Below are 26,500 nucleotides of genomic sequence, written 5' to 3'. Positions count from 1 at the left end.
GCGTCACTTGCTCCCGGTTCCCGGCTCGGTCTTTTGCTCGTGGAAGGTTGAGTGCACCGCGCCCGTGAAGGTGAGGCGGCTCTCCGCCTGCGCGAGCTCCACGGCCTTGCCATCGACGTCGCAGCAGTCGAGCTTCAAGGTCGCAGGACGCTGCGAGACCAGCGTGCTCGCCTTGAAGTCCATCGTCGCGCTCTCCAGTCTCAGATCGTAATTCTTCTCGTCGAAGATGCGGACGCCGTTCGAAAGCTCGGCGCGGTCCTGCTTGCCGTCATAGACGGCTGCGGCCGAGGTCAGGAGAACGGGAAGGCCCTGGCCCATTTCGAGCCGCGCCTCGAGCCCCTCAAGCTCGAAAATATCGGGCTTGTGGATGTCCTGCACGCCCATGCGCGCCTTCAGCTCATATTGGCGCCCGTCCTTCTGATAGCCGACGAGGCGAGGCTGCTCGATGGTGATGCGCGCGCCCTGGAAGCCGATATGGGCGAAGCGCAGATCAATCGCGAGACTGCTGATGAAATGATAGGCGAGAAAGACGGCGCAGATCGTGACGATGCCGCCGACGCCCCAGACGATGTTGCGACGCAATTTCGCGACGCGCTGCGTGTGCCGCACCGCCATGGGGATCTGGCTCGCGCGCGGCGCGCTGAGGGCGGCCAAACGATCGCGAGTCGGCGCGGGCAGTTCTCGATTGCGCGTGGAGATCGACGCCTCGGTCAACTTTGCCTCTTTTCGGGAAAAGCCCTGGACCTTCGAGGGATAGCGTGGAGGGATGGCGAATTCGAGGCGGGTCGGCCGCCCCCGCCCCGCTGTCCCGCCGCGTCAGCTATGCGCAAAAATATCGGTCTCGGCCCAGCCCGCGAGGTCAAGCTCGGCCCGAGCCGGGAGAAAAGCAAAACACTGCGCCGCAAGCGCCAGGCGGCTTTCACGCATGAGCATCGCGTCGAGCCGCGCCTTGAGCTCATGCAGGTAGAGCACGTCCGATGCGGCATAGGAGAGCTGCGCCTCGGAGAGCTTTGCCGCCCCCCAGTCCGAGGACTGCTGTTGCTTGGAGATTTCGACGCCGAGCAGCTCGCGGACGAGGTCCTTGAGTCCATGGCGATCCGTATAGGTGCGCACGAGCTTCGAGGCGATCTTGGTGCAATAGACGGGCTGCGGCGTCGCGCCGAAAGCTTGCCGGAGCACGGCAAGGTCGAAGCGCGCGAAATGGAAGATTTTCAGCACGTTGGGATCGGAGAGCAGGCGCTCCAGATTGGGCGCGCGCTTCTGCCCCAAAGCGATCTGGACGAGCTCCGCGTCGCCGTCGCCGCGCGAAAGCTGCACGAGGCAGAGCCGGTCGCGATGCGGGTTGAGCCCGAGGGTTTCGGTGTCGATCGCGACCGCCGGGCCGAGATCGAGGCCGTCGGGCAGGTCGCCCTGGTGGAGCCGCACGGTCATTGCGCGCCGGCCGGGTGTTGAGTCTTCGAAAGCGTCATAAAGCGCAGCAATGCTCCAATGACGGCGAATTTATGCCCACGCCTCAAAGGCCCAACGCGCTCAAGCCCGGATGATCGTCGGGGCGCCCCCCGAGCGGCCAGTGGTAGAGGCGCTCGTCGGGCTTGATCGGCAGATCGTTGATGCTCGCAAAACGGCGCCGCATCAGGCCCGCCTCGGTGAATTCCCAGTTCTCGTTCCCGTAGCTTCGAAACCAATTGCCCGAATCGTCACGCCACTCATAAGCAAAACGCACCGCCAGCCGATTGTCGCCAAAGGCCCAGAGCTCCTTGATGAGGCGGTAGTCGAGCTCTTTCTCCCATTTGCGCTTCAGGAACTGCTTGACCGCCTCGCGCCCTTTCGGGAATTCGGCGCGGTTCCGCCACTCGGTGTCTTCGGTATAGACGAGCGCGACACGCTCAGGATCGCGCGAGTTCCAGGCGTCCTCGGCGCCACGCACCTTTTGCGTCGCAGTCTCGAGCGTGAAGGGCGGCACGGGCGGGCGGGTGGTCATGGGGATCTCCACTGTTGTCACTGAAGCCCCCTCCCCAACCCTCCCCCGCTTCGCGGGAGAGGGAGCAGATGCGGCCTTCATCAAGGTTTCGCGCAATGCCTGCCGCCCCCTCTCCCGCGAAGCGGGGGAGGGTACGGGAGGGGGCCAAGACGTCACCCCCGCTCCAAAAAGGCCGCCTTCACCATCTTCGTTCCCGCGTGATCAAAGGCGACCGAGAGCTTGTCGCCATCGACCTCCTGCACCGTGCCGGGGCCGAACTTCAGATGCATCACGCGCGCGCCCTTCTCGAAAGGCGCGCTCGCAGTCGACTTCGAGAGCACGCGGCCTTCGATGATCGGCGGCGCGGCGCGCTTGCCCTGCGGCTGTGACTTCGCTTCCTTCGCGCGTCGCCAGCCGGGCGTGTCATAGCCCGACGAATAGCGATCGAGTCCGGCGAAGCGCGAGACGCCATAGGCGCCATATTGCGAGGCGGAGGCCGACTCGACGACCTCGACATTCGCCGCCGGCAGCTCGTCGATGAAGCGCGACGGCATCGTCGCCTGCCAGAGCCCATGAATGCGCCGGTTCGTCGCGAAGAAAATCTTGGCGCGACGTTTCGCTCGCGTGAGACCGACATAAGCGAGGCGGCGCTCTTCCTCGAGCCCCGCGCGGCCATTGTCGTCGAGCGAGCGTTGATGCGGGAAAAGCCCCTCCTCCCAGCCGGGCAGAAAAACCGTCTCGAACTCGAGCCCTTTGGCGCCATGCAGCGTCATGATCGAGACGCGTTCCGAACCCGCCGCTTCGTCCACCTCCATGACGAGCGAGACATGCTCGAGAAAGGCGCTCAAGTCCGGAAACTCCTCCATCGCGCGGACGAGCTCCTTCAGATTCTCCAAGCGTCCCGCGGCGTCGGGCGTCTTCTCCTCGCGCCACATGTCGGTGTAGCCCGACTCTTCCAGCACCGTCTCGGCAAGCTCGTGATGCGGCTTCGTCTCGCTCAGCGCGCGCCAGCGCTCGATATCGTCGATAAAGCCCCGCAGCGTCGCGCGCGGCTTGGGCCTGATCTCCTCGCTTTCTGTCAACACGCGCGCGGCATGCGTTAGCGGCACGCTCTCGCGCCGCGCATATTCGTGCAGCAACTGCAAAGTGGCGTCGCCCAAGCCGCGCTTCGGCGTATTGACGATGCGCTCGAAGGCGAGATCGTCGGCGGGAGAGGACACGCAGCGCAGATAGGCGAGCGCGTCGCGAATTTCGGCGCGCTCATAGAAGCGCGGGCCGCCAATGACGCGATAGGGCAGCCCCAGCGTGATGAAGCGCTCCTCGAACTCGCGCATCTGGAAAGACGCGCGCACCAGGATGGCGATCTCCTCCAGCGCATGGCCGCGCCTTTGCAGCTGCTCGATCTCCTCGCCGACTGCGCGCGCCTCCTCCTCACTGTCCCAGACGCCCGTCACCGTCGGCTTGTCGCCCAGCGCGCCGTCGGTGAAAAGCGTCTTGCCGAGACGCCCCTCATTATGGGCGATGAGATGCGAGGCGGCGGCGAGGATGTGACCCGTGGAGCGGTAGTTGCGCTCGAGCCGCACGATCTTGGCGCCGGGAAAGTCCTGCTCGAAGCGAAGAATGTTCTCGACCTCGGCGCCGCGCCAGCCATAGACGCTCTGATCGTCGTCGCCGACGCAGCAGAGATTGCGCCGGCCCTGCGCGATGAGCCGCAGCCAGAGATATTGCGCGGTGTTCGTATCCTGATACTCGTCGACGAGAATATATTTGAAGCGCCGGTGGAACTCGGCGAGCACGTCGGGGCGCTCGCGAAAGAGCCGCAGGCTTTCGAGCAGCAGATCGCCGAAGTCGACCGCGTTCAAGATTTTCAGGCGCTCCTGATAGAGCGCGTAGAGGACGCCGCCCTTGCCATTGGCGAAGCTATGCGCCTCTCCGGCGGGGACCTGCGCGGGAGAGAGGCCGCGATTCTTCCAGGCGTCGATCTGATGCGCCAACGCGCGCGCCGGCCAGCGCTTGTCGTCGATGTTCTCGGCCTTGAGCGCCTGCTTCAACAGGCGGATCTGATCGTCCGTGTCGAGGATCGTGAAATTCGGCTTCAAGCCCACGAGCTCGGCGTGCCGGCGCAGGATCTTGGCGCTGATCGCGTGAAAGGTGCCGAGCCATTGGATCGCCTCGACGCCCTCGCCGACGAGCGCCTCGACGCGCTCGCGCATCTCGCGCGCCGCCTTATTGGTGAAGGTGACGGCGAGAATTTCATAGGCGCGGGCGCGGCCCGTGGCCAGAATATGCGCGATGCGGGTCGTGAGCACGCGCGTCTTGCCGGTGCCGGCGCCGGCGAGCACGAGCACGGGACCGTCGAGCGTCTCGACGCCGGCCCGCTGCTCGGGGTTGAGCGCGGCAAGATAGCGCGCGCCCTGAACATAGGCTTGCGCCTGCTGGGAGAGCGAGGGGGCGGCTGAAGACAATGGGAACATCCTGGGGCGCAGAAGCATGCGCTCATTCGAGGGCGGGGATCGGAGCCCCTTCCGGGCTCGGCGAATCTTCCCCCGAATATAAAGGAGAACGGATGGCGAATCACGCGGCGCGGCAGGAGTGCGCCCAAACCGCCGCCTCGTGCTGAGAAGGCTCCGCTGGAGCCGTCTCGAAGGCCGCGGCTTTCCGAATTCATCCTTCGAGACGCCCGCTCCGCCGGCCCCTCTGGATGAGGGTGGAGGACCCTGCACCCCTTGCCCGGCCTGCGGAGCCGTCTCGCCTTGACTTCCAACTCCGCCGCCCGCAGGTTCCCGCGCGCTCCCGATAGGCGGTCGGGAGAGCCGCTGATCGTCCAAATCTCCAAGGCCCAATGCGCTCCTATCTCGACTTCGAAAAACCCGTCGCCGATCTCGAAACCAAGGTCGAGGAGCTCAAGCAGCTCGCAAGCCAAGGCGACGCAGTCTCCATCGCCGAGGAGCTCTCCAAGCTCGAGGCCAAGGCCGCCAAGGCGCTCAGCGATCTCTATGCAGCGCTGACGCCCTGGCAGAAGATCCAGGTCGCGCGCCATGCGGAGCGGCCGCATTTCTCCGATTACGTGCGCCAGCTCATCGCCGATTTCACGCCTCTCGCCGGCGACCGCGCCTTCGGGGAGGACGATGCGATCGTCGGGGGCTTCGGACGCTTTCGCGGCGAAGCGGTTTGCGTGATTGGCCAGGAGAAGGGCTCCGACACGCAAAGCCGCTTGAAGCACAATTTCGGCATGGCGCGTCCCGAGGGCTATCGCAAGGCCGTGCGGCTGATGGAGCTCGCCGACCGATTCGGCTTGCCGGTGATCTCTCTCGTCGACACTGCCGGCGCCTTTCCGGGCGTCGACGCCGAGGAGCGCGGCCAGGCCGAGGCGATCGCCCGCTCGACCGACATCTCGCTTGCGCTCGGCGTGCCGAATGTCGCGGTCATCTTGGGCGAGGGCGGGTCCGGCGGCGCCATCGCCATCGCCGCCTCGAACAAGGTGCTGATGCTCGAGCACGCGGTCTATACGGTCGCCTCGCCCGAAGCCTCCGCCTCGATCCTGTGGCGCGATTCAAGCAAAGCGCAGGAAGCGGCGACGAGCATGAAGATCACCGCGCAAGATCTCCTAAAGTTCGGCATCATCGACGCGATCGTGCCGGAGCCCTCGGGCGGCGCGCATCGCGATCCCCAAGCGGCGATCGGCGCCGTGGGCGAGGCGCTGCGCACCGAGCTTCAGGCGCTCGCCAATCTGTCGCGCGAGCAGATCGCGACGCTGCGCACGGAGAAATTCATGGCGATCGGCAAGAAGGTGTGAGCGCGGCCTCTATCGCACTTTGACCGGCAGGATTTCGGCCGAGAGCTGCACCTCGTCGCCGAGGCCATAGCCGTAATAGGCCGGCCGGGAGACGAGGCGCAGGAAGAGAAACAGTCGAAACCGCAGCATTTTCAGAAAATTCATGTCCTTCGCCGGCAGCAGATTCTCATGCGCGACATGCACGACCCATCTATGCGGGTCCGCGGGCAGATCGATCTCGTGGTGCCGCGCCATGTCGGCGAGATAGCGCTCGACATTCGGCTCCTCCATGAAGCCGAAGCGAAGCTCGACGCCGATCACGCAGCCCCGGGCGCTGTCGCGGTCGAACACCGTCACGTGATAGCGATTCTCGTGGATATAGGGGACCTTGGGATGGACCACCTCGACGAGCACGAGATTGCGCGGAAAGACGCCGTAGCGGTTCCACAAAAGGCCGACGAGCGCAGGCGCGCGGTCGCTCATGCGCCGCACCGCCGCCGGCGCCATGACGAGGGCATTGCGCTCGACGAAGCTCGTGCAGGAACGGTGAAGCTCGACGACCTCGCCCATGGTGAGCTTGGAGCGCGCCGCATAGGCCGCGAAGGTCGCCTTGCGGCCCCAACGCCAGGTCGCCATCGCTAAGAATATCGCCAATCCGACCGTGAGCGGCACGAAACCGCCCTCGAAGAATTTCATCGAACTCGCGACGAGAAAAGCGGCGTTGACGAAGGTCAAGGGACCCCAGACAAGCGCGGTCTGGAGCCGGCTCCATCGCCAATAACGCCGCGCGACCATGATCATCGCGAGCGAGGTGATCAGCATCACGCCCGCGACGGCGAGGCCATAGGCGGCGGCGATCGCCATCGAGGAGCCGAAGGCGATAACGAGCGCGATGCTGCCGGCGTAGAGTCCCCAATTGGCGGCGGGAATATAGATCTGGCCCGCGTGCGCCTGATGCGTGTGCTGAACCTCGAGGCGGGGGGCGAAGCCGATGCCGATCGCCTGCCAGGCCAATGAAAAAGTCCCGGAGATCAGGGCCTGAGAGGCGCTCACCGTCGCGAGCGTCGCCAACAGGATGACCGGAACAAGCAGCGGCGTCGGGATCAGGCTGAAGAAAAGCTTGTCGCCGGGGATAGGGGCGCCCCTCAGGAGATGCGCGCACTGCCCCAGATAGTTGAGCAGGAGGGCGGGGAAGACCACCGCGAACCATGCGATGCGGATGGGCTTCGCGCCGAAATGGCCAAGATCCGCATACATCGCCTCGCCGCCCGTGACGACGAGGATCAGCGCGCTCAAGACCCACAGCGTCTCGCGCGGACCGGAATTCGCGAGAAAAGCGAGGCCGTGCAAGGGATTGAACGCCGCCAAAATTTCGGGCGCGCGAGCAATCTCGGCGAGGCCGAAGGCCGCGATCACCACAAACCACAGCAAGGTCAGCGGCCCGAAGATGGCGCCGACGCGTGATGCGCCCTTGAACTGCAGCGCGAAAAGCGCCGTCAGAATCGCAACGGTAAGCGGCGCGACGAAATGCGCCAAGTTCGGCGCCGCGACTTCCAGTCCCTCCACTGCGGACAAGACGCTGATCGCCGGCGTGATCATGCCGTCGCCAAACAAGAGGCCCGCGCCCAGCATCAGGGCCCAGAGCAGGACGCGGGCGCCTTGAAAGCGATATTTATGCAGCAAGCCGTAGAGGGCGAAGACCCCGCCTTCGCCGTCGTTCTCGGCCCTCAGCATGAGCAGGGCATAAGTGATCGCGCCGACGAGCGTGATCGTCCAGATGACGAGAGAGCTGGCGCCAAGCGCGTTCTCGGGTGTGGCGGCGACAGCGGCGGGACCAAAAAAAATTTGGTCGATCGCATAGAGCGGCGAGGTGCCGATCGCGCCGAATACGACGCCGAGCGCGCCGATGGTGAGGCTCGTCAGGCCCGCGTGCGGCAGATGTGGAGCGCTGCGCTTCGCGCGCGCTTGCCAAGAGAAACCTCTCCAGCCGGAACGCGTTTCACTCATCGGCGAGACCCTAGATCACCGCGCGTTTGAGAGAACCGCTCAAGCGCAGGGAAGGTGATCGATTCTAAAAGTTTGTATCGCTCGATCCCCGCCGAGTCGCGCCGACTGTCGCGCTCCCGGACCTCCCCCGCCCCTCGCCTCACGCGGGCGTCAGAATCTCGCCCTTGCCATAGACCGCCGTGTCGCCGGCATAGCGCTGAAGCCGCTGGTTCAACAGGCGGGCGGCGCGACGACTGTCTTCATTGAGCGCCCTGGCAAAGAGCTTCGCAAAGGAAAAGTTGTGGGCGCCACAATCGACGTAGGTCGGACCAAAATCTCGACGCTGCGAGAGGACGAGGGATGCGCGCTTGTTGAGATAGCCCAGCCGCCCCGCGGCATGGCCGAGCAGCACAATGGTCCCCGCAATGGCGCGCGAGCCCAAATCTTCGCCCGCGTCGCCTTCGATCACAACGATCCCGCGTCGCAGCCGATCCCCGGCGCGATTGCCAACCGAGCCGCGCACAATCACGCGGCCGCCCGACATGCCGGCGAGCTCGCCGGCCAAGGGTCCGCAAAGGAAATCGCCGGCGTCTCCGTCGATCTCGATACGTCCCGCCGTCATGCCGCTCGCGACATAAGCGCCGGCGTCACCGCGGACCGCAATCGCCCCGCCCTGCGCCTGGCGCCCGAGCCCCATCCCGACGTCGCCGTTGACATGGATCGAATAGCCCGCCAACAGCTTCGCGCCGAGAAGGTCGAAACGCTCCGAGCCGCCCTCGAAACGCAGCTCATGCGGATCGCCGGCGCGCAGCTTGAAGACGTCGCCGACCTTGACCGCGGCCTTCGTCGTCGCGAGATCGATCGCCTCGATCTCCTTGACGCTCTTGCCGAGCAGACGATCGGGCGTGAGCTTCGAGAGGTCGAGCCTTTGCGCGGGCTCGCTACGGAGCGTGAACACCAGCGGCTTCACGGCAAAAGATCCTTCAAATGATAGTGGAACGGTCCGAGCTTGCCGCCATAGTTGCCGGCGCCGATGCGCTTTGCGCCCGTCTTGGGGCCGAGCGCGACGATGGCCTTGATAGCGGCGCGCATCGCGAGCGCCACCGCCTCATTCGAAAGCCCGTCGATGACGATCTCGAGCACGCAGCCGATGTCGGGATCGAGCGCGCTTGCGGTCACGCCGCGCAAGGTTGGGCAATAGGCGTCATTGGTGGACGCGGACATGCCCTTGTATTTCGAGCCGACCTTCGAGCCCGAGCGCACGATGCCGCCGGGAAAGGGCGTGATCGTATCCGGGACCTTAGCGATCGCCGCGACGCCCGCCTCGGTCGCGCGCATCGTCTTGTCCCAATCCTCGCCCATCACGAGAAGGTTGCCGCCGCCGACGCATTTCTTGACGACGCCGACCTGGGATTCGACGAGAAACTCGCCGTCCATCACCGGCACACGCCAGAAACGCTTGCCGTCTATCGCCTTCGAAATCTGCCAGCGATCGCCGAACTGACGCATCGAATCGCCGACCTTGATCTTCACGTCGCCGTCCATCGCCGAGAAGACGGCGGTGCCCGGGCAGGTGAGGAGGCATTGTCCGACACGATTGACGAGCGCCTTCTCGACCGCCTTGGTCGAGAAGCCGAAAGCGAGGATGCGCACGCCCGGACGCCCGTCCGGCGTTTCCTTCGGCGAAAGCTCGCGATCGACGCCCGCCTCGCAGTCGCAGCCGATGACCGAGGTTGCGTAGCCGGTCGCCGTCTGCGCGGCGATCATCGCCCATTTGCGCGTCGGCGCGGTGATGACTAGCCCCGTGCCGGCCATCGGAAAGGCCTCGGCGAAACTGTCGTCGATGCGGACGCCCCGGCGGGTCAGCTGCGACATGCGACCTCCGCAAAGGCGTCGGCGTTGGGAAGCGCCGCCTGCGGCACGTCGAAGATCGTGCGCGGCAGCCCGTAGAGATCGTCGTAATAACGATCGAGACGGCGCTCGATCGCCCCGTCGAATTTGGGACTCGTGTGGAGCGTCCGTCCGCGCTTGTAGCGCTTGACCTCGCCCGCTTCAACGATGAGCTCGCCATCCTTGAAGACGAGCGCCGCATTACGGAACATGCCGGCTTTGTCTCTCTGATCCTTGTAGACCGCGATGTCGGCGACGGCGCCGGGAGCGAGCTTGCCGCGATCGGTGAAGCCGAAGAGCTTGGCGGCGCCGGACCGGCTCATCTGCGCGATCTCATAGAGCGTGTATTCGCGCTTGATCTCCGCGAGCTTCGTAACCTCCAGGACTTCCGCCGGAAGGCGCGAAAGCCATTGCGCGCGCAGATCCGCGCTCATCAACAGCGCGAAGAGCTCGGGATAAGTGGTGAAGGGTCCGCCGTTCGGATGATCCGTCGTGAAGAAGACTTGGTGCGGATCGTCGATGAGCAGGAACAGCTCGAGCCCCGCCGCCCATTGCACGGCGTTGTAGTAGTTCGAGATCTTATAGGCGTATGGCACGATGCCGCCGCCGTTGGCGTCGCCGTCGAAGATCGCGCCCTTCTTCGGGACCGCGCCCGGCATGCTGTTGAACTGCTTCAACACGTCGGAGGAGACGGTGACCGTGTCGGAGAACATCACCGCGCCGACATCGACGCTGACGTTCTTATTGGCGTTGACCTTCTCGGCGAAGGCCGCGGCGGCCGACGAGAAGGCGTTCTTGCCTTCCTTGCCATAAGCGTAGAACTGCACATGCGCGAGATGCAGCGGCAGGCCCTGCACGGCGTCGATCGTCGCGAGCGCCGTCTCGATATTGCCGGCGATGCCGAGGTTGTTCATGTGCAGATGCAGCGGATGGTGAATGCCGACCGCCTGCGTCGCCTTTTGCAGCGCCTGGATGATCTGGCGCGAGGTGACGCCATAGAAGGGCACGACGTCGTCGAGCCCGAAGACGCGCATGTTCTCCTTGAAGCCTTCGACCCCGCCCGGGTTGATGCATTTCAACCCCAGGCTCTTGGTCGCGTCCACGGTGCGCGCGACATAGTCGCTGATCGCGGTCTCGCTCTCGCCCGTGCGCAGCTGATTTAAGAGAAAGTCGTCATTGCCGAGCACGGTCAGCGCGCCGGTGTCGAGCAGCGGCGTATCAGCCAGCTCGAGTTGCGTCTGGATCGCGCTGTGGGGCGCCATGGCGGGCTCGACCACAGTGGTGAAGCCCATCTGCGCATAGAGCCGGCCCGTCTCATAGGTCGACCATTTGGCCGTCGAGAGCGGCGTGCCAGCGAGCCGCGCGCGAATCGCGCGATGCATCTCCGGCAACAGCAGCCGCGCCGTGTTCACATTGCCGCCGGCGATGTGGGAATGGATGTCGATCGCTCCGGCCATGACGACATGACCCGACGCGTCGTGGCTTGCGTCCGGCGCGCGCCCTTCCGGCTTCTCGACGATCCGGCCGTTCTCGAACCAGACGTCGCCAACGCCGTCGCGCCCCGTCGCGGGGTCGATCACATGGCCGCCGTGAATGCAGGTCAGCAAGAAACGCCCTCCGAAATCCTGGCGTCGATCGCGGCGATCGCGGCTGCGACGCTTGGCGCGCCGCTCGGCGCGCGCGCCTGGGTCAAGGTGAAAGCGGCGATCGCCTGCGAGAATTCGAGCGCGTCGTGATCCTCGCCGGGCCGGCCGATCTCGATATGGAGGCCGCGTCCGGGCTTTGCGCCTTTGGGCGCAAGCGTCACGGTTTTCGGGCCTCCCGATTTCCACGGCGGCGCTTCGCCGTCATAGGCGGAGATCCACAACACCGCATCCGTCTCGCCGCTTTCGACGAGACGCTTCGCCTCGAAGCGCCAGGGGTCATGCTCGGGATAGCCGCGACCAAAGCCCGTGCGGGGAGGAAAGCCCGTCATCCAGCCGCTGAGCTGCGTGACGCCCGCGGCGCCGGAGCGCGCGCCGATCGGGACGCCGGTGAAGCGCGTCGTCGCGTTAAGGTCGGAGAGCAGGCCTTGCAGCGCTTCGACGACGAGCGTGTCTACGCTGGAGCCCGACCAGACCGCCACGCCGAAGCGCGCGGTTCTGAGCGTCTCCGCGACAGCGTCCAGCTTCTTGGCCACGGCGGGAGCGAGCGCCACGGGGCGGCCGCCGACGCGGGCGCGAAGCGCCGCGAGAATCAGCGGCAAAGCCTCGCGGGTCGCCGAGAGAGTTTCGACCTCCGCGCCCTCGATCTTTCCTTCACCGGCTTTCGGCCCGAGCCAGATGATCTTGCGCGCCGCGCCGTTCTGGAAATGCACGCCCTTTTCGAGCGCCAGCCGCTCGAAGAGCGCGGGGGATTGCGCCGCAAGCCCCGGGCCGACGAGCAGCACGACGTCAGCGCGCAGGCGCGCTTCGTTCGGCGTCGTCGTGAACATGGCGAAGCTCCGCATCACCTCGAGATCGGCGAGAATCGCCTCCGAAGCGAGATGATCGTAAGCGCCGCGCAGCCGCTCGGCCAAAAGGATCCCGGCGCGAGCGCCCGCGGCGTCGGCGCCTAATCCGGCAATGAGCGGAAATTTTGCGGCCTCGAGAAGACGCGCGGCATGCTCATAAGCGTCTTCGAGGGCGATCGGCGCCCCGTCGAGCGTTGCGTGGCTCATTTCTTCCCGTCAGACTCCCGTCCTCGCCCACGAGCCCCGGGCGAATCGATGCGAAAGCTTCGAATCTTTCGCGATCGGAATTCGCTCCAGCATAGGATCCGCGCCGGCGTTGCCCCTGCCTAGCAGCCGGAGCCTCCGCTGTCGAGGCGCCGCGACTCGAGGTCGCGCGCCGCCAGCCGCGCCGCTTCGGCGCCGGACAAAATGGCGCCGTTGAAGCCGTGCTCCCCGCCAAAGGCCGAGGCGAGATAAAGACCGCCGACGGGCGTCGCCGGCGTGCGAGGAAATCCCGCGAGAATGGTCGCCTCCGGCGGCAAGGGCTCGAAGCCGTACACGGCGCCCTCGGGCGTGCGAAGATAGCCTGCCATCGAATGCGCGTTGAGAAAGACGCGCTCCTTAACCAAGTCTGCGAAACCAGGATGGTCGCGATCGAGACGCTTTTCGATGGCGCCGAGCCAAGCGTCGCGGCGCGCGACCGCCTCCTCCCGCGCGAGGCCTTTCCAATTGGCGAGGCGGTCGAGGCCGAGAACGGCGACGAGATGCGGCGGCTCGTCCCAGAGGCCAGAATCGACCGCGGTGAAATTCGCGATCGCATAAGGCGGCAGCGCCGCGTCCGGATTAGAGCCAAGCGCCTCGGCTCCTTCGGCATATTGCGAGAAGCGCGTCATGCCTTCCGGCAGCACGATCTCACAATATTCTCGCATGCCAATCGTCTCCGGACGCGCCGAGAGCCCGAAATTGGCGCAAAACAGCGAGGTGGAAAGCGGCCTGCCGCCGAACGCCGCCTCCATCGCCTCCCGTTGCGCCTCGGGCAGGATTTCGGCCGCGACATGGGGCGCGCAATTGGCGAGCACCACGGGCGCGAGAACCTCTTCTTCGTCGCCCCCGGCCTTGCGCGCGACATGCCGGACGCCGGTCACGCCGCCCTGCGCATTCGTCAAGATCGCCGAGGCTTCGCGGCCGAGGCGGACCACGCCGCCCGCCTTGGTGATCACCTTGGCGAGCTTGAGGCTCAACTGCCGTGAGCCGCCTTTGATATAGGCCGTCCCCGACGCGATGTTCGCGCCCTGGGCCAGCGCATAATACACCCACCAGATGCGCCGCGGATCGTCGCCAAAATAGAGGAGATTGGCGCCGAGCGCGCATTTTACCGCCTCACCCGCGCCAAAGCAGCGCTCGAGCACCTCGTCGAGCGTCGCGTTCCAGTCGCGCGCCGCAGGCTCCAGCTCCCACAAGGCGCGCTGGAACTTTGCGATCGAGGCGCCGTCGCGGGCCTCTCTGAGGTTCCAGAGCGAATCATGGATGCGCTCCACATCGTTCAGAAAGTCTCGGATCGCGTGGCGCTTGTCCGGAAAGCGCTCGGCGAGCGCGTCATGAGCGGCGTCAAAGCCCGCCGGCAGCGCGAAGGGCTCGCCGACGGGACCGCCGCGCACCTTGTGCACAGCGTCTGTCGGCAGGAACTCGAGCTCGTCGAGAATGCCGAGCTCCTTGAGGATGCGGTGCTTCACGTCGCGCGGATGTCGCGCGTCGGAGGTCTGATGAAGCGAAGCCTCGATCGTCAGCGAGCCGACGCGATAGACGGAGGCTGCGCCGCCGAGGCTGAAATTGCGCTCGAGCAGCAAGACGGCATATCCGGCCTTCGCGAGCTGAGCGCCCGCGGTCAGCCCGCCGAGGCCGGAGCCGATCACGACGGCGTCGAATTTCTGCAATGCCTGGCCTCCGCGATGCGCCGCGCGCCCAGATGGCGTGGAACGGCGATAGCCGTCATAGCCAAATCGCCGTGAGAAGGAAAACGAAAGCCGCCGCCTCAGCGTAGCTCTTCGATTCGGCCTTCGAATAACATTGCCCCGGATTTGCGATCGACAATGAAGAAGAGGAATGGATGGTCGACATAGAAAGGCTTGGGCAGCGGCGGCTGCTCCGGAGCCGGTCTCGCCGCAGCCGCCACGATCTTCACGATCGTCACGGCGCTGGCGAGCGCGCCCTCCTCCGTCCACGGAGCGCGAACTCTCTACGTTTATCCGGTGGGCGCACTGCTGGCTCCCAATATCTCCTGTCTAATCCATTGATGATCTGGCTCTTTTTCCTGCAAGGGATGCCAGATCATAATCACATCATATGTTGGCAACTCGATCGGTATTGGCAAAATTTTGAGCGGCGCTGCATGCACAAATCTCTCGGCAATCTTTGCAGGGAGTGACAGCAGCAGGTCTGTGTTTGCAACAATCCATGGAGCAGAGAGAAAGTTCGGAACGACAAGAGAAACCTTCCTCGTTTGTCCATGCTTTTCCAGCCAGTCATCGATGAGGCCCGTTCCTGCGGACCTGCGCGAAATCACCATTTGCTTGCTTGAAATAAACTGTTCAAATGAAATCCGAGGCCCGACTAGGTCTGGATGGTTGTCTCTGCAGATACAGACTATTTCATCTTTAAAGAGCGTCTTACTGCAAACCCTTGGCGAAGGGCTGATGATAACATCAAAACCTATTGCAAAATCAACCTGATGCTCTTCGATTGCAGTCTCTGGAGAAGTATTAATTAATTGCCTTATCTGTATTTCTATGTCAGGAGCACGACGGTTTAACCCCGCAATGAAGGGGGGCAGCAAAGTAAATTCAACGTAATCGCTAGCCGCGATGACAAAGCGCTTCTGACAAGTTTCGGGCGAAAATTCTTCGGGGGTATGGACAAGCCTTTCTACGTCACGCAGAATCGTCTTGACTGGTTCCCAAAGGGCTTGAGCGCGTGGAGTTGGCTTCATTCCCGCAGCAGTTTTAACCAAGACCGGGTCATCTAGCTGCCGTCGGAGCCGCTGCAATACATGGCTCATTGCCGACTGGCTGATAAACAGCCTCTCCGCAGCTCGCGAGACGCTTCGTTCCTCCATGAGAAACTTGAACGCAACCAGCAGATTGAGGTCAAAATTCCTTAGCTCCGTCATTCGCCAGTCCAAGCCTCATTCTCGGGCGGAGGTGAGCGGAAAAGCCCACTCTTTATCGACACGTCACTCTAAAGACCGCCAAATGAATTTTCCTAATGGCGGGAATGAAAAAATTGCAGTTCAGCTCCCAGGACCTCGCCCTTAAGAAGCCCCAAGGCGATCAAGCCACAGAGGAGGAATGAATGACAATTCTCGACGAGGTGATGGCGGCAAACGCGAAATATGCCTCCGCCTTCGGAGACAAGGGGCAGCTGGCGATGCCGCCGGCAAGGCGCTTTGCAATTCTGACTTGTATGGACGCGCGGCTCGACCCGGCCAAATATGCTGGTCTTTCCGAGGGCGATGCGCATGTCGTGCGCAATGCGGGCGGGCGGGCATCCGACGACGCTATCCGCTCGCTCGTGATCTCTCACAAGTTGCTCGGAACGCTGGAGTGGTTCGTCATCCATCACACGGACTGCGGAATGGAATTGTTCTGCGACGAGGTGATGGGCGATCTACTCGAAGACAATCTTTCGACGGCTTCGTTCGATGGGAAGCAGTGGTCCAATCCGAAGCATGGCGGCGGTTGCTCGGCCGGCCACTTCGTCAAATGGCTCACGATCAAATCGCAAGAACAGAGCGTTACGCAGGACGTCGCGCGGATCCGCAAGCATCCGCTGGTCCCAAAAGACATTCCGATCTACGGCTACATCTATGATGTGAAGACCGGTTGTCTCAACAAAGTTCCCAGCGCCACTGAAGTCGGTCGCGCCGCTTAAGCGATATCGACGTTTTAGGCGAATCCACGAAGATGGCGCGTAAACCGGGGTTTTCGCGAGCGTCTCCGCCACAGCACAACCTTCAGCGAGGGAGGCACTTCGGCTTTCGAATATTGGAAGCTGAAAAGAAAACCACCCTCGCTGAGAGGTTTACTCCGCGACATAAATTGCGTAATTGCTGTCGCTGACCACGGCAGCTTCCGCAGAGTTCCGAACGCAAAGAATCGGCTATCAGCCGTCGCATTCGCAACCTGGAAGGTCGGCTTGGCGCACCGCTTTTCATTCGTTCCTCTAGCAGAGTACAGCTCACACCAGCTGGTAGGCAATTTGCTCAACGATATGCAAAGATTTATTGCAAATTCGACTTCCTAAAACTGGAGTGAGCGTAACAGCGCGTGGTGACGAAGGCCATATTCGGATTGGAATCATTTCCGGAACTGGGATCGAGAGTAGGACGAGTCGCTTCCTCACCCAAACCACTCCGCGCTCGCGCGCAGGCTCGCGGCGGCCTGCTCGGGCGTGATGTCGCGCTGCGGGGCGGCGAGCATTTCGTAGCCGACCATGAACTTGCGGATCGTCGCCGAGCGCAGCAGCGGCGGGTAGAAATGCGCATGAAAATGCCAATGCGGATAGGCGCGCCCGTCGGTGGGCTGGGGATGCAACCCCATCGTATAGGGGAAAGGCGCGGCGAAGAGATTGTCGTAGCGCGTCGTCAGCCGTTTCAACACGTCGGCCAGAGCCTCGACCTCCGCATTCGTCAAGGCTTCGAGGCCGCCGAAGTGGCGCTTCGAGATAATCATCGTTTCGAAAGGCCAGACCGCCCAGAAGGGGACGAGGACGAGAAAGGCGTCGTTCTCGCAGATGATGCGCTCCTTGGCGTCGCGCTCGCAAGCGAGATAATCGCACAACAGGCAAGAACCCTTCCGCGCGAGGTAGTCGGCCTGCTTTTGATCCTCCTTGAGCGGCTCGTCGGGAAGGCTCGAGCTCGCCCATATTTGGCAATGCGGGTGCGGATTGCTCGCGCCCATCATCGCGCCGCGGTTCTCGAAGATCTGCACGTAACGCACATTGTCCCGCGCGCCGAGCGCGACATATTCGTCGCGCCAAGCCTCCACGACGCTTGCAATGTCGCGCGTCTCCATGCGCGACAGCGTGAGATCGTGCCGCGGCGAGAAGCACAAGACTCGACAGAAGCCTGTCTCCGGTCGAGCGATGAGAAGCTCGCCCTCCTCCACGGCCTTGCCATCGGCGTCCGGAAGCAGCGCCGGAAAGTCGTTGTCGAAAACAAAGACGGTCTCGTAATCGGGGTTACGCTTACCATTGGCGCGCACTTCTCCCGGGCAGAGGTAACAGCCTGGCTGACGCCTAGGCAGAGTTTCGGCCGCCGAGGCTTCGAGCTGGCCACGCCAGGGGCGCTGCGTGCGATGCGGCGAGACGAGCGCCCAGGCGCCCGTCAGCGGATTGAAGCGCCGATGCGGCGCGTTTTGCAGGAAATCGCTCACGGGACCATCACTCGTTGGACGCCTGCTGAAGGCGTCGCGCGAAAGATCTGCGGCGTCAGTCCCGTCGCCTTGCGATAGGCCTCGCCGATGCGCGTCATAAAATGCTCGGCGGCGCCCGCTTCGACCAGAGCGAGCGTCGAGCCGCCGAAGCCGCCGCCGGTCATGCGCGCGCCGAAGACGCCTTCCCTCTTCTGCGCGAGATCGACCATCACGTCGGCCTCGGCGCAGCTTACCTCATAATCGTCGCGCAGGCTCGCATGCGACGCATTCATGAGCCGCCCGAAAGACGGGAGATCGCCATCTTCCAGAGCCTGCGCCGCCGCCAGCGTGCGCGCGTTCTCCGTCACCACGTGGCGAGCGCGGCGCAGGATCACGTCAGGCAAGACCGCGCCATGAAGCGCAAGCTGCTCAGGCGACACGTCCCGCAGCGCGCGCACGCCCTTCAGCATAGGAGAGAGCAGCTCGACCGCCCGCTCGCACTCCGCTCGCCGCTTATTATATTCGCTCGAGGCCAGCTCATGGCTGACCATCGTATTGCAAATCACGAGCTGCGCCTTCGGATCGAGCGGCGCCGGCCGCGTCTCGAGCGAGCGACAGTCGATGAGCAACGCATGATCGGCGACGCCGCAGCAGCTGATGAGCTGATCCATCACGCCGCAGCGCATGCCGACGAACTCGTTCTCCGCCCGCTGACAAAGAAGCGCGAGCGCCTTTCGCTCGATGGACACTCCACAAAGGTCGCAGAGCGCGTAACCGACGACGACCTCCAGCGCCGCCGAGGCCGAGAGTCCTGCGCCCATCGGCAGGTCGCCCGCGAGCATCATATCGGCGCCGCAAAGCGCAAAACCCTCGCGCTGCAGGTTGAGAACGACGCCGAAAACATAATCGCTCCAGTGACGGCGCGGCGCGGGCGGGGGAGCGTCGAGATCGAATTCGACGGTCTCATTGTAGGCGAGCGAATGAACGACGAAGCGCCGATCGTCGCATGGCGCGACCGCGGCGTAGGTCGCGAGATCGATCGCCGCGGGAAGGACGAAGCCGTCGTTGTAATCGGTGTGCTCGCCAATCAGATTGACTCGCCCTGGCGCACGAAAGAGCCGCGGCGCGCCGCCGAAGCGCTCCACAAAGCGCGATTGGAGATCTATGGCGCAGTTCATCGGTGCGGCCGTCCCGCTTCAGCCGGGACGCCGGAAAAGCGCGACGCCGCAGGGCGGGAGCCGCCGCTCGCCGAGCAGCAGGGACGCCTCGCCCAGAATTGGTGAAAGATCGAAATCGCGCTCGCCATAGTTGAAGACATAGCGCATGGGTCCATTGTCGCGCAGACGAATATGCTCGGGGAGATCAATAAGGGTAAGACCCGCTTCATTGGCTAGGCGCCGCAAAAGAGCGTCGCGCAAAAGATCGTTGGGAAGGCCCGCGAGATAGAGGAACCGCTCGCGCCGCGTCAGCGCTGGCGCGCCATCGTCGCAGCGGAGCAGAACCGCCGCCTCCGCGCCCGCAGCGATGATCTCGCGCCAGCGGACGAATGCTCCGTTTTCCGCGGCCTCGACAGGGATCTGCGCGCCGGGACGCAACGATTCGACGCGCTGGATGGCGACGTCGACGAGCGGACGGAAATCGCCCGGCGGCAACCCGGGCGGAATCTGGAAATCTTCAGTTTTCGAGCCGCTGCGAGGCCCGAGCAGCACCAAGGCGCCGCTCTCGCTGAATGCTCGCGTGAGCGCCGCGCTCGACGCAAACAAAGCCGGGGCGACGATGAGCTTACGCCGAGCCATAGCCTCCGGCGTCGGCGGAACGACGTCCACATTCAGTCCCAGCTTCCGCAAGCCGCCGTAGAAATCGAGGATCAGATCGAAATAGGAGAAGTCCTGCCCCTGCGGCTCGATCTCCCAGGCGAAGGCGCTGTCATAGTCGAAGACGAGCGCGACATCCGCGCACTCGGTTTCGACTTTGGCGTCGATCGACTCGAGCTCGCGAGCGACAGCTCGGGCGACATGATAAGCCTCATTGGGCTCGCTGTTGGGCAGAAGCAGGCCTTCATGCATCTGCTCCTGCGCAAAAGGCGCCTGACGCCAGCGAAAATAGCTCACGACTTCGGCGCCGGCCGCGAAGGCCTCGAAGCTCCACAGCCGCACGGCGCCTTTCGCCGGCAGCGGATTCCACGGAGCCCAGTTCACGGCGCCGGGCTGTTGCTCCATGATCCACAAGCGCCCTGCCCCGCAGGCGCGGTAGAGATCATGGTGAAAGGCCTGAAAATCGGGATCGCCGACCCGCATGAACCGGCGTTTGAAGGCCTCGTCGCGATGACTTCGCTCCAGAAACCCGAGTGGGTAGCTGTCCCAGGCGGCGACGTCGAGATCGCGCCCGACCGCAAAATGATCGAAGGCGGTGAAGGCGCCCATGAAATTGTGAAGGATGTCCCGGCTTGGGGAATGACGGCGGATGATCTCGACCTGCCGCCTATGGAAGGCGGCGACCTGATCCGACGAGAAACGTTTGAAATCGAGGAGACAGGCCGGATTGGCCTCCGTCACGGTCAGATGGGGAAGCTCGATCTGGTCGAAGCGCGAGAGCTCCATCGACCAGAACACATTGCCCCAGGCGCGATTGAGCGCGCCAATGTCGCCATATTTGTGCTCGCACCACCGACGGAAGGCTTCACGCGCGGCGGGCGAGTAGCTCTCCACCGTGTCATGGCACCCATATTCATTGTCGATCTGCCAGGCGACGACGGCCGGATGCGCGCCAAAGGCCTGCGCCAGCGCCGTGACAATGCGCTCGCATTCTCGGGCGTAGGGCTCGTAGCTGAAGCAGTAATGGCGCCTTGAGCCGAAGCCGCGCGGCCGGCCCTGCGCGTTGCGCGCGAGCATGTCCGGCATTTTATCGACGAGCCATTTGGGCGGCGTCGCCGTCGGCGTGCCCAGGACGACGCGAAGCCCCGCTTCGTGCAGCACGTCGATCGCGCGCGCGAGCCAGTCGAAATCGTAGCGCCCGTCCTCCGGCTCGAGGCGCGACCAGGCGAACTCGCCGATCCGGACAACAGAGAGACCGACATCGCGCATCCGGCGCGCGTCCTCGGTCCACAAATCCTCCGGCCAATGTTCCGGATAGTAGCAGACCCCGAGCCTTTGCTTCGTCATCGAGGTCCCCTGTCTCTCGCGCGGCGAAAAGTCGCCGCGAAGGATCACAGATTCATGACAGGGGCGCCGGGCGACGGCTCATCGAGCGCCAGCGTATTTCCTAGTTTGGAGCGTTTCCAAAGAAGACCTCATCGCCTAATTTTCTTTCTCCAGCGCTGTGGCAAAAATATCACACTCTGCAGCAAGATGTTATACTCTCTAATAATGGCGCAGATTCTTTGAAGAATTCCAAACTCCGACCTTTTCGATTGCAGGCGCAAGCGGAGCCCATCACATTTCGCTTAGGAGATACACGCGGCTTGTGAGAACGCGAGATGGGACGTGGCAAAAAGCCGTGCGATTTTGGGAAGAGGCTCTCCGCGGGGCGCGCCCGATCGGCTTCGCTCGCGGCGCTGGCTCTGGCTCTGGCGGCGAGCCTGATCTCCTCCGCCCATGCGGCCGACCTCCCCTCCAAAAAGGGCGCGGAGGAAACGCCCGGGCCCGCCGATCCCTGGAACGGCTTCTATTTCGGCGGTCACATGGGTTTCGCGGGCGGCAAGTCCAACTGGTCGGGCCCGGACATCTGGAATGCGAGCGGCCTCGCCAAGCAGATCGACACCTTCACCGAGGCCGGCAGTTTCCTGGGCGGCTTTCAGGGCGGCTACAATCTTCTGCTGCCGTCGCACGTACTGCTCGGCGTCGAAGGCGACTTCACCTTTCCCGCCGATCCCGACGTTTTCGGCCAATCGACGGGCGTGACGGCAAATTTCAATTCGCTGTCGCTCGGGCCCGCGACCTACATGGAGTCCATCCAGGCTGCGATGTCGCTGCGCGGCCGCGTCGGTTATGTTTTCGACAACAACTGGCTGCTCTACGCGACCGGCGGAGCAGCCTGGACCCGCAACTCGCAGACGCTCACGCCGGCGTTGACCGGCACGACGGACAACCCGTTCTTCTGGCGACACGGCTGGACCGTCGGCGGCGGCGTCGAGATTCCGCTGATCCCGAACTGGACGGCGAGGCTCGAGTATCTCTACAGCTATTACGGAACGAAGCCCGTCAACTTCCTGGCGAATGGCGAGACGTTTCGCTCGGATTTCGCCCCGCAGGTTCTTCGCTTCTCTCTGAACTACCATTTCGGGGAGACGCTCCCCGTGCCGGCGCTGGCGGGCTTCAGCGCGCAGCCGCCCTCCGCCTGGACGCTCACGGACGGCGACCGCGTCAATTTTCACGCGCAAATCACTGAGGTCGCGCAGGGTTATCCGAAACTCCGCGCGGCCTGGGACGGGCCGAACAGCCTGTCGCGCGTCGGCGATCTACGCCAGACCAGCGACGTGACCCTTTATGGGGGCCTGCGCCTTTGGCAAGGGGCTGAACTCTGGATCAATCCGGAAATCGATCAGGGCTTCGGTCTCGGCAACACGCATGGCGCCGCAGGCTTCCCGAGCGGCGAATCCTATAAGCTCGGCTACGCCTTCCCTTACGTCCGCGTGCAGCGCGCCATTCTGCGCCAGCAGATCGACCTCGGCGGCGAGAAGCAGAAGGTCGAGGCGGACATCAATCAATTCGCAAATGAGATCACCGAGAACCGGCTGGTTTTCACGGCTGGCAAATTCTGCGTCGTCGACATCTTCGACACCAACAAATACGCCAATAACCCCAAGACCGACTTTCTCAACTGGGCGCTGATCAACGCCGGCACGTTCGACTATGCGGGCGACGCCTGGGGCTACACCTATGGCGCGGCGGCCGAATGGTATCAGGGCCGCTTCGCCGCGCGCGCCGGGATCTTTGACCTCTCGGCGACGCCGCAGGGCGCGGCGCTGAACGCCTCGTCCTACGGCCTCGATCCCAATCTGAGTCAGTTCCAGGTCGTCGGCGAGCTCGAGGAACGGCACGAGCTTTTCGGCCAGCCCGGCAAGCTGAAGGTCACCGGCTATCTGAGCCGCGGCCGCGCCGGCAGTTTCCAGGACGCTGTGAACATCAATGCGGGAACGGGCATAGACCCGAGCCTCGCGCTCGCGCTCGACCGCCGATTCCGCAATCGTCCGGGCGTGAGCCTCAATCTCGAGCAGCAGATCAACGACAGAGTCGGGTTCTTCGCGCGCGCGGGCTATGCGGACGGCGGCGTGGAGCCCTGGGACTTCGCGGACATCGACCGCACCGCGCAAGCGGGCGTTTCGATCCTCGGCAAGGATTGGGGGCGCCCAGACGACACCGTCGGCTTCGCGGTGGTCGTCAACGGTCTCGCCAATTCGCACGAGGCTTATTTCGCCGCGGGCGGCCTCGGCATCCTCATCGGCGATGGAGCGCTGCCCTCCTACCGGCTGGAGAAGATCGTCGAGTCCTATTACAATTACGCGTTGACGCCGAACATCAAGATCGGCCTCGACTATCAGGCCATCGTCGATCCCGCCTACGACGGGGCGCGAGGCCCTGCGAATATTTTGGCGGCCCGCCTGCATTGGCAGTTCTGACCCCGACGCAGGCGCGGCGTGAGCAGGATGGCCATCAGCGGCGCATGCGCATGAGCGCCCGGAGACACCAGATGGCGATCCCACGCGTGAAATGGTTGAATTCTCAAAACGGCTTCGGTTTCATTCAGCTCGCTGACGGCGATGCGGATGTTTTCGTCCACGTCAACGCGATCGAGCGCGCCGTTCGGGCCTTGGCGGCAAAGCATCCTCTCGCGCAGAACCGCCTCGACGCTCCCGTTCACGTCACGACCGGACGCAAGCTTGCGGAAGGCTTTCCCGACAATGCGGCTAGCGTGATGGTTCTTCTCGATCGCGACCACTCCTTCACGCGGCTCGGCGAAGCCGATCTCGACATTATCTGGGGCGCTTATCTCGGCACGAAGGAAGAAATTCTCGTCGCCGGAAGGCTTGCCGAGGTGATGAGCGATATCGTCGCGATCCGGGAAGAAACGCTCCGCAAGCACGGCCGGATCGCCGATAGCTACCTGTTGTGCAGATCGGAAACGCTCAACGCGAGAGCTTAAGGGGAAGCAGCGCGCCGAACCGCCAAGTTCCGCGAGCGCGAGCGAATCTCGCCCGGCCGAGAGGCGAGACGTCTATGGAGAGCAGAGAAGGGGACGGCGCGCCGAGCGCGTGAACGATGGCAGCGCGGAGCACGGCTGCATGTGTGATCGCGAGAACGACGCCGGATTTCTCCGGAAGCGCGTCCATCCATTGGCCAACGCGCTTCGCCACGTCGGCAAAGGACTCGCCGCCATGTGGCGCGACTCCCGCATTCCTGAGCCAAAGGGCGAGCGCCTCCGGCTCCAGGGCCTCGACCTCCATGAGCGCGCGCCCCGCCCAGCGGCCGAAGTCGCCGTCGCGCAGAGCCGGCTCCGGCGTCGCCGCGAGCAGCAGGCCCCGAGCGGTCTCCATGGCGCTGAGCGCAGGGCTCGCCACGATTCTGTCGTAGTCTCCGAGCCGTCCGGCCAATCGAGCCAGCGCGACGCGGCCTTTTTGATCGAGCGGCTCGTCCGCTGTGGGGAAGAACCCGCCGCGCAGGCCCGCCGTCGAGGCCGAGCAGAGGAGCTCCAGGCGCATTCTGCGCCTTTAGCGAAGTTTCGGTCGCAACGAAGCTTCTTCGCGAGCGAGCAGTCTTTCGGCGGCGGCCCCGAAGGCGAGGCCCAGCACCGCCCACATCAGCGCCTGTCCGCCAAGCGACGCCGCGCGAAACTGCCAGAGCGCGGCAGCGGGAAAATTCTCGGGCGTTTCGTTAACGCCGGGAAGCGCGAAAGCGACGCAGCTCATGACGGCGACGTAAGCGGCGATGGAGACAAGCGCCGCTTTCATCCTCCCGAGAGGATTTTCGAGTCGAAGGCGCAACACGCCCGCAGCGATGATGGCGGCCAGCGAAATGAACAGAAACGCGAAATATAGATTCGTGCGGGCGCCGATCGTCTCTGCGGCCCCCACGGCGGGCGGCGCGGCCGGATATTTGAGCGCCGGCGCTAGATGGACAGCGATAAAACCCGAGACCGCGAGGAGCATTGCGGTCGCGAACCCGCTGAAATCGCCCAAGCGGCGGTAGGCGACCGCGAAAGCGATGGCGAAAAACCCGCCCAGCGCCGCGCCATAGACAGCGACGCCGGTCAGGAGACCGATGCCAGACTGCACGCTGCGGCTGAAAAGCTCGGGCTCGACCGGCTCGGCGGCATCCTTAGCCTTGGCCGCCTCCATCGCCCGCTCTAAGGCGATGGCGCGCTCGACGGCCGGCTCGCCCGCAAGCTTGAAGAAGCCGAAGGAGAGGAAGCCGGCGACGAGACCCGCGAGCATGCCGGCGGCGAGCAGTCTTCCCATCATAAGTCGAGCCTCTCGACCGCAGGTCGGTCTCGTCGGAGCGGGCTGGAACGCCCCCTCCCCCGTTCCGCGGGAGAGGACCGGGCGCTTCATTGGCGGGGGTCGCGCCATCCGATCGTTAGAGCCTGTCACGGCGATCGGGAGGTGCGCTCAGACAGGCCCTCAATGGCAGGGAAAGCCCAGCAGATGCCGGCCGTCGTGAACGAACTCATGCACGGAAGCGCCGTTGAAGAAGGCCGTCGCGCCCTGCTCCACGCCGACGAAATAGAAGCCGATCGCCAAGAGCAGTCCGCCGAAGACCGCCCAGGGCAGGATCTCGGCGAGGGAAATGGCGGCGGGACGAGCGGCGCTGAACGAGTTGGCGGGCATTAAAAACTCCTTGGATCTCGCGTCCATCGAGCGGGCGGCGACTTGTCGCGAGCGGGGTCTGACTCTCGCCGAAAGGCGATCACAGTGGCGCGACCGTGCCGGTTTTGAACCGTCTTCCGCTGCCCGCGACGAAGAAACCGGACCATAGGTCCAGGAGCGGCCTTGTCAAGCGACGCCCGGTTCACAAATCCCGCATATTCGATTAGGGTCCGCGCCGAAACGATGGGGCGCGGCCCTTTTGGCCCGCCGCCTGCAAGGAACCTCATGGCTAAGGAAGAACTTCTAGAATTTCCGGGAATCGTGACGGAGCTGCTGCCGAGCGCGATGTTTCGCGTCAAGCTCGAGAACGACCACGAGATCATCGCCCATACCGCCGGAAAAATGCGCAAGAACAGGATCCGTGTGCTCGAGGGCGACAAGGTTCTGGTCGAGATGACTCCTTACGACCTCACCAAGGGTCGAATCACTTATCGCTTCCGATAAAATCAGAAAGCCGGAGCGCACGCACTTGACACCCCAGCCCGTCCCCGCGCGACCCCGGCTTGTTCTCGCCTCCGCCTCGCCTCGGCGCCTTGCGCTGTTGCAGCAGGCGGGTCTCGAGGTGGACGCGCTGCTTCCAGCCGAGATCGATGAAACGCCGCAACGGGGCGAAGCGCCGCGATTTCTCGCGCAGCGCCTGGCGACCCGTAAGGCGGAGGTTGCGAACAAGATCAAGAACAACCAGCCCGAGCTCGTCGGCGCCTATCTCATCGCGGCCGACACAGTCGTCGCCGTCGGCCGGCGCGTCCTGCCGAAATGCGAGACACGCGATGAGGCGGAAGACTGTTTGCATCTTCTGTCGGGGCGCCAGCACCGCGTTTACACGGCGGTGAGCCTGATCACTCCGCGCGGCGCCGAGCGCCGCCGGCTGGCTGAAGCGCGCATCCGCTTCAAGCGCCTAAGCAGCGCCGAGATCGCGGCCTATCTCGCGACCGATGAGTGGCGCGGCAAGGCGGGAGGCTATGCGATCCAGGGCCGCGCGGGGATTTTCGTCGCGACGGTCGTCGGCTCCTATTCCGCCGTCGTCGGCCTGCCGCTCTACGAGACTTACGCCCTTCTCTCCGGCGAGGGCTTTCCGGCGCTGGATTTCTGGGAGCCGTAGTGGCTCCAAGCCGGACCGCGCAAGCTTTCGCTCACGCCCAGTCGGCCA

General features: G+C 64.1%; 24 protein-coding genes and 1 pseudogene. 7 read left to right on the top strand and 18 right to left on the bottom strand.

Annotation, left to right across the window (positions count from 1 at the left end):
* Positions 1-3: 3 nt before the first annotated feature.
* The 4 genes from lptC to QMG80_RS08870 form a co-directional block, all read right to left on the bottom strand.
* Entirely contained in the window at positions 4-714 is a 711-nt protein-coding gene (lptC, locus tag QMG80_RS08885; protein WP_245299952.1) for an LPS export ABC transporter periplasmic protein LptC, read from the bottom strand.
* A 102-nt stretch (positions 715-816) separates the two neighbouring features.
* Positions 817-1,431, bottom strand: a complete 615-nt coding sequence (locus tag QMG80_RS08880) for a ribonuclease D (protein ID WP_085772492.1) — start codon at positions 1,429-1,431, stop codon at positions 817-819.
* An 82-nt stretch (positions 1,432-1,513) separates the two neighbouring features.
* Positions 1,514-1,981, bottom strand: a complete 468-nt coding sequence (locus QMG80_RS08875) for a nuclear transport factor 2 family protein (protein ID WP_085772491.1) — start codon at positions 1,979-1,981, stop codon at positions 1,514-1,516.
* A 152-nt stretch (positions 1,982-2,133) separates the two neighbouring features.
* Positions 2,134-4,434: a UvrD-helicase domain-containing protein gene (locus tag QMG80_RS08870; protein ID WP_425351474.1), complete on the bottom strand. Its 2,301-nt coding sequence runs from the start codon at positions 4,432-4,434 to the stop codon at positions 2,134-2,136.
* Between the two features lie 368 nt (positions 4,435-4,802).
* On the opposite strand from QMG80_RS08870, the gene QMG80_RS08865 reads away from it, so the two are divergent.
* Entirely contained in the window at positions 4,803-5,756 is a 954-nt protein-coding gene (locus tag QMG80_RS08865; RefSeq protein ID WP_085772489.1) for an acetyl-CoA carboxylase carboxyltransferase subunit alpha, read from the top strand.
* A gap of 9 nt (positions 5,757-5,765) precedes the next feature.
* Here QMG80_RS08865 and QMG80_RS08860 read toward each other — a convergent pair whose 3' ends face one another.
* The 8 genes and pseudogenes from QMG80_RS08860 to QMG80_RS08825 form a co-directional block, all read right to left on the bottom strand.
* Complete coding sequence (locus QMG80_RS08860; protein ID WP_085772488.1) at positions 5,766-7,742, bottom strand: KUP/HAK/KT family potassium transporter; 1,977 nt, start codon at positions 7,740-7,742, stop codon at positions 5,766-5,768.
* 139 nt (positions 7,743-7,881) lie between these two features.
* Positions 7,882-8,691, bottom strand: coding sequence for a formylmethanofuran dehydrogenase subunit C (locus QMG80_RS08855; RefSeq protein ID WP_085772487.1), 810 nt, complete (start codon positions 8,689-8,691; stop codon positions 7,882-7,884).
* On the bottom strand, positions 8,688-9,596 hold the full coding sequence (gene fhcD / locus QMG80_RS08850; RefSeq protein ID WP_085772486.1) for a formylmethanofuran--tetrahydromethanopterin N-formyltransferase: 909 nt from the start codon (positions 9,594-9,596) through the stop codon (positions 8,688-8,690). The genes QMG80_RS08855 and fhcD overlap by 4 nt, the downstream gene beginning before the upstream one ends.
* Complete coding sequence (locus tag QMG80_RS08845; RefSeq protein WP_085772485.1) at positions 9,584-11,218, bottom strand: formylmethanofuran dehydrogenase subunit A; 1,635 nt, start codon at positions 11,216-11,218, stop codon at positions 9,584-9,586. Before QMG80_RS08845 ends, fhcD begins: the two co-directional genes overlap by 13 nt.
* Positions 11,212-12,309, bottom strand: a complete 1,098-nt coding sequence (locus tag QMG80_RS08840) for a molybdopterin-binding domain-containing protein (RefSeq protein WP_085772484.1) — start codon at positions 12,307-12,309, stop codon at positions 11,212-11,214. The genes QMG80_RS08845 and QMG80_RS08840 overlap by 7 nt, the downstream gene beginning before the upstream one ends.
* 119 nt (positions 12,310-12,428) lie before the next feature.
* Positions 12,429-14,015: a phytoene desaturase family protein gene (locus QMG80_RS08835; RefSeq protein WP_085772483.1), complete on the bottom strand. Its 1,587-nt coding sequence runs from the start codon at positions 14,013-14,015 to the stop codon at positions 12,429-12,431.
* Between the two features lie 98 nt (positions 14,016-14,113).
* Positions 14,114-14,287: pseudogene (locus QMG80_RS08830) on the bottom strand (serpin family protein); the annotation flags it as partial.
* A gap of 36 nt (positions 14,288-14,323) precedes the next feature.
* Complete coding sequence (locus QMG80_RS08825; RefSeq protein WP_085772482.1) at positions 14,324-15,247, bottom strand: LysR family transcriptional regulator; 924 nt, start codon at positions 15,245-15,247, stop codon at positions 14,324-14,326.
* A gap of 182 nt (positions 15,248-15,429) precedes the next feature.
* Here QMG80_RS08825 and QMG80_RS08820 point away from each other — a divergent pair, with 182 nt between their 5' ends.
* On the top strand, positions 15,430-16,008 hold the full coding sequence (locus tag QMG80_RS08820; RefSeq protein ID WP_085772481.1) for a beta-class carbonic anhydrase: 579 nt from the start codon (positions 15,430-15,432) through the stop codon (positions 16,006-16,008).
* 230 nt (positions 16,009-16,238) lie between these two features.
* Complete coding sequence (locus QMG80_RS21695; protein ID WP_085773772.1) at positions 16,239-16,391, top strand: LysR family transcriptional regulator; 153 nt, start codon at positions 16,239-16,241, stop codon at positions 16,389-16,391.
* Between the two features lie 84 nt (positions 16,392-16,475).
* Here the strand turns inward: QMG80_RS21695 and QMG80_RS08815 are convergent, their stop codons facing one another.
* Genes QMG80_RS08815 through QMG80_RS08805 form a run of 3 tightly spaced genes read right to left on the bottom strand, consistent with a single transcriptional unit; the run spans position 16,476 to position 20,650 of the window.
* Positions 16,476-17,510, bottom strand: a complete 1,035-nt coding sequence (locus QMG80_RS08815; protein WP_085772480.1) for a UDP-glucose--hexose-1-phosphate uridylyltransferase — start codon at positions 17,508-17,510, stop codon at positions 16,476-16,478.
* On the bottom strand, positions 17,507-18,667 hold the full coding sequence (gene galK / locus QMG80_RS08810; protein ID WP_085772479.1) for a galactokinase: 1,161 nt from the start codon (positions 18,665-18,667) through the stop codon (positions 17,507-17,509). Before galK ends, QMG80_RS08815 begins: the two co-directional genes overlap by 4 nt.
* Positions 18,668-18,685: 18 nt before the next feature.
* Positions 18,686-20,650, bottom strand: coding sequence for a beta-galactosidase (locus tag QMG80_RS08805; RefSeq protein WP_085773771.1), 1,965 nt, complete (start codon positions 20,648-20,650; stop codon positions 18,686-18,688).
* Positions 20,651-20,964: 314 nt separating this feature from the next.
* Between QMG80_RS08805 and QMG80_RS08800 the strand changes: the two genes are divergently transcribed.
* Positions 20,965-23,106, top strand: coding sequence for a carbohydrate porin (locus tag QMG80_RS08800; RefSeq protein ID WP_085772478.1), 2,142 nt, complete (start codon positions 20,965-20,967; stop codon positions 23,104-23,106).
* A 71-nt stretch (positions 23,107-23,177) separates the two neighbouring features.
* On the top strand, positions 23,178-23,630 hold the full coding sequence (locus QMG80_RS08795; RefSeq protein ID WP_158658816.1) for a cold shock domain-containing protein: 453 nt from the start codon (positions 23,178-23,180) through the stop codon (positions 23,628-23,630).
* Here the strand turns inward: QMG80_RS08795 and QMG80_RS08790 are convergent.
* The 3 genes from QMG80_RS08790 to QMG80_RS08780 all read right to left on the bottom strand — a co-directional run bounded on the left by QMG80_RS08790 (position 23,614) and on the right by QMG80_RS08780 (position 25,311).
* Positions 23,614-24,186: a histidine phosphatase family protein gene (locus QMG80_RS08790; protein WP_085772476.1), complete on the bottom strand. Its 573-nt coding sequence runs from the start codon at positions 24,184-24,186 to the stop codon at positions 23,614-23,616. The genes QMG80_RS08795 and QMG80_RS08790 overlap by 17 nt on opposite strands.
* 9 nt (positions 24,187-24,195) lie before the next feature.
* Complete coding sequence (locus tag QMG80_RS08785; protein ID WP_085772475.1) at positions 24,196-24,945, bottom strand: CbtA family protein; 750 nt, start codon at positions 24,943-24,945, stop codon at positions 24,196-24,198.
* A gap of 159 nt (positions 24,946-25,104) precedes the next feature.
* Complete coding sequence (locus QMG80_RS08780; protein WP_085773770.1) at positions 25,105-25,311, bottom strand: CbtB domain-containing protein; 207 nt, start codon at positions 25,309-25,311, stop codon at positions 25,105-25,107.
* Positions 25,312-25,575: 264 nt separating this feature from the next.
* On the opposite strand from QMG80_RS08780, the gene infA reads away from it, so the two are divergent.
* Positions 25,576-25,794 (top strand): translation initiation factor IF-1, encoded by a 219-nt coding sequence (infA, locus tag QMG80_RS08775; protein ID WP_016920926.1) that lies wholly within the window; start codon positions 25,576-25,578, stop codon positions 25,792-25,794.
* Between the two features lie 25 nt (positions 25,795-25,819).
* Positions 25,820-26,452, top strand: a complete 633-nt coding sequence (locus tag QMG80_RS08770; RefSeq protein WP_085772474.1) for a Maf family nucleotide pyrophosphatase — start codon at positions 25,820-25,822, stop codon at positions 26,450-26,452.
* Positions 26,453-26,500: the final 48 nt, after the last annotated feature.

The sequence above is a fragment of the Methylocystis bryophila genome, from assembly GCF_027925445.1.
Classification (GTDB): Bacteria; Pseudomonadota; Alphaproteobacteria; order Rhizobiales; family Beijerinckiaceae; genus Methylocystis; species Methylocystis bryophila.
Note: the sequence above shows the minus strand (reverse complement) of the source record. Positions and strands in the feature narration are given on the sequence as shown.

Coding starts and splice junctions, on each gene's coding strand:
- QMG80_RS08795 (WP_158658816.1), top strand. CDS start 23,178: ATGGCGATCCCACGCGTGAAATGGTTGAATTCTCAAAACGGCTTCGGT.
- galK (WP_085772479.1), bottom strand. CDS start 18,667: ATGAACTGCGCCATAGATCTCCAATCGCGCTTTGTGGAGCGCTTCGGC.
- fhcD (WP_085772486.1), bottom strand. CDS start 9,596: ATGTCGCAGCTGACCCGCCGGGGCGTCCGCATCGACGACAGTTTCGCC.
- QMG80_RS08790 (WP_085772476.1), bottom strand. CDS start 24,186: ATGCGCCTGGAGCTCCTCTGCTCGGCCTCGACGGCGGGCCTGCGCGGC.
- infA (WP_016920926.1), top strand. CDS start 25,576: ATGGCTAAGGAAGAACTTCTAGAATTTCCGGGAATCGTGACGGAGCTG.
- QMG80_RS08865 (WP_085772489.1), top strand. CDS start 4,803: ATGCGCTCCTATCTCGACTTCGAAAAACCCGTCGCCGATCTCGAAACC.
- QMG80_RS08870 (WP_425351474.1), bottom strand. CDS start 4,434: ATGTTCCCATTGTCTTCAGCCGCCCCCTCGCTCTCCCAGCAGGCGCAA.
- QMG80_RS08825 (WP_085772482.1), bottom strand. CDS start 15,247: ATGACGGAGCTAAGGAATTTTGACCTCAATCTGCTGGTTGCGTTCAAG.
- QMG80_RS08860 (WP_085772488.1), bottom strand. CDS start 7,742: ATGAGTGAAACGCGTTCCGGCTGGAGAGGTTTCTCTTGGCAAGCGCGC.
- QMG80_RS08780 (WP_085773770.1), bottom strand. CDS start 25,311: ATGCCCGCCAACTCGTTCAGCGCCGCTCGTCCCGCCGCCATTTCCCTC.
- QMG80_RS08805 (WP_085773771.1), bottom strand. CDS start 20,650: ATGACGAAGCAAAGGCTCGGGGTCTGCTACTATCCGGAACATTGGCCG.
- QMG80_RS08800 (WP_085772478.1), top strand. CDS start 20,965: ATGGGACGTGGCAAAAAGCCGTGCGATTTTGGGAAGAGGCTCTCCGCG.
- QMG80_RS08880 (WP_085772492.1), bottom strand. CDS start 1,431: ATGACCGTGCGGCTCCACCAGGGCGACCTGCCCGACGGCCTCGATCTC.
- QMG80_RS08875 (WP_085772491.1), bottom strand. CDS start 1,981: ATGACCACCCGCCCGCCCGTGCCGCCCTTCACGCTCGAGACTGCGACG.
- QMG80_RS08820 (WP_085772481.1), top strand. CDS start 15,430: ATGACAATTCTCGACGAGGTGATGGCGGCAAACGCGAAATATGCCTCC.
- QMG80_RS08840 (WP_085772484.1), bottom strand. CDS start 12,309: ATGAGCCACGCAACGCTCGACGGGGCGCCGATCGCCCTCGAAGACGCT.
- QMG80_RS08785 (WP_085772475.1), bottom strand. CDS start 24,945: ATGATGGGAAGACTGCTCGCCGCCGGCATGCTCGCGGGTCTCGTCGCC.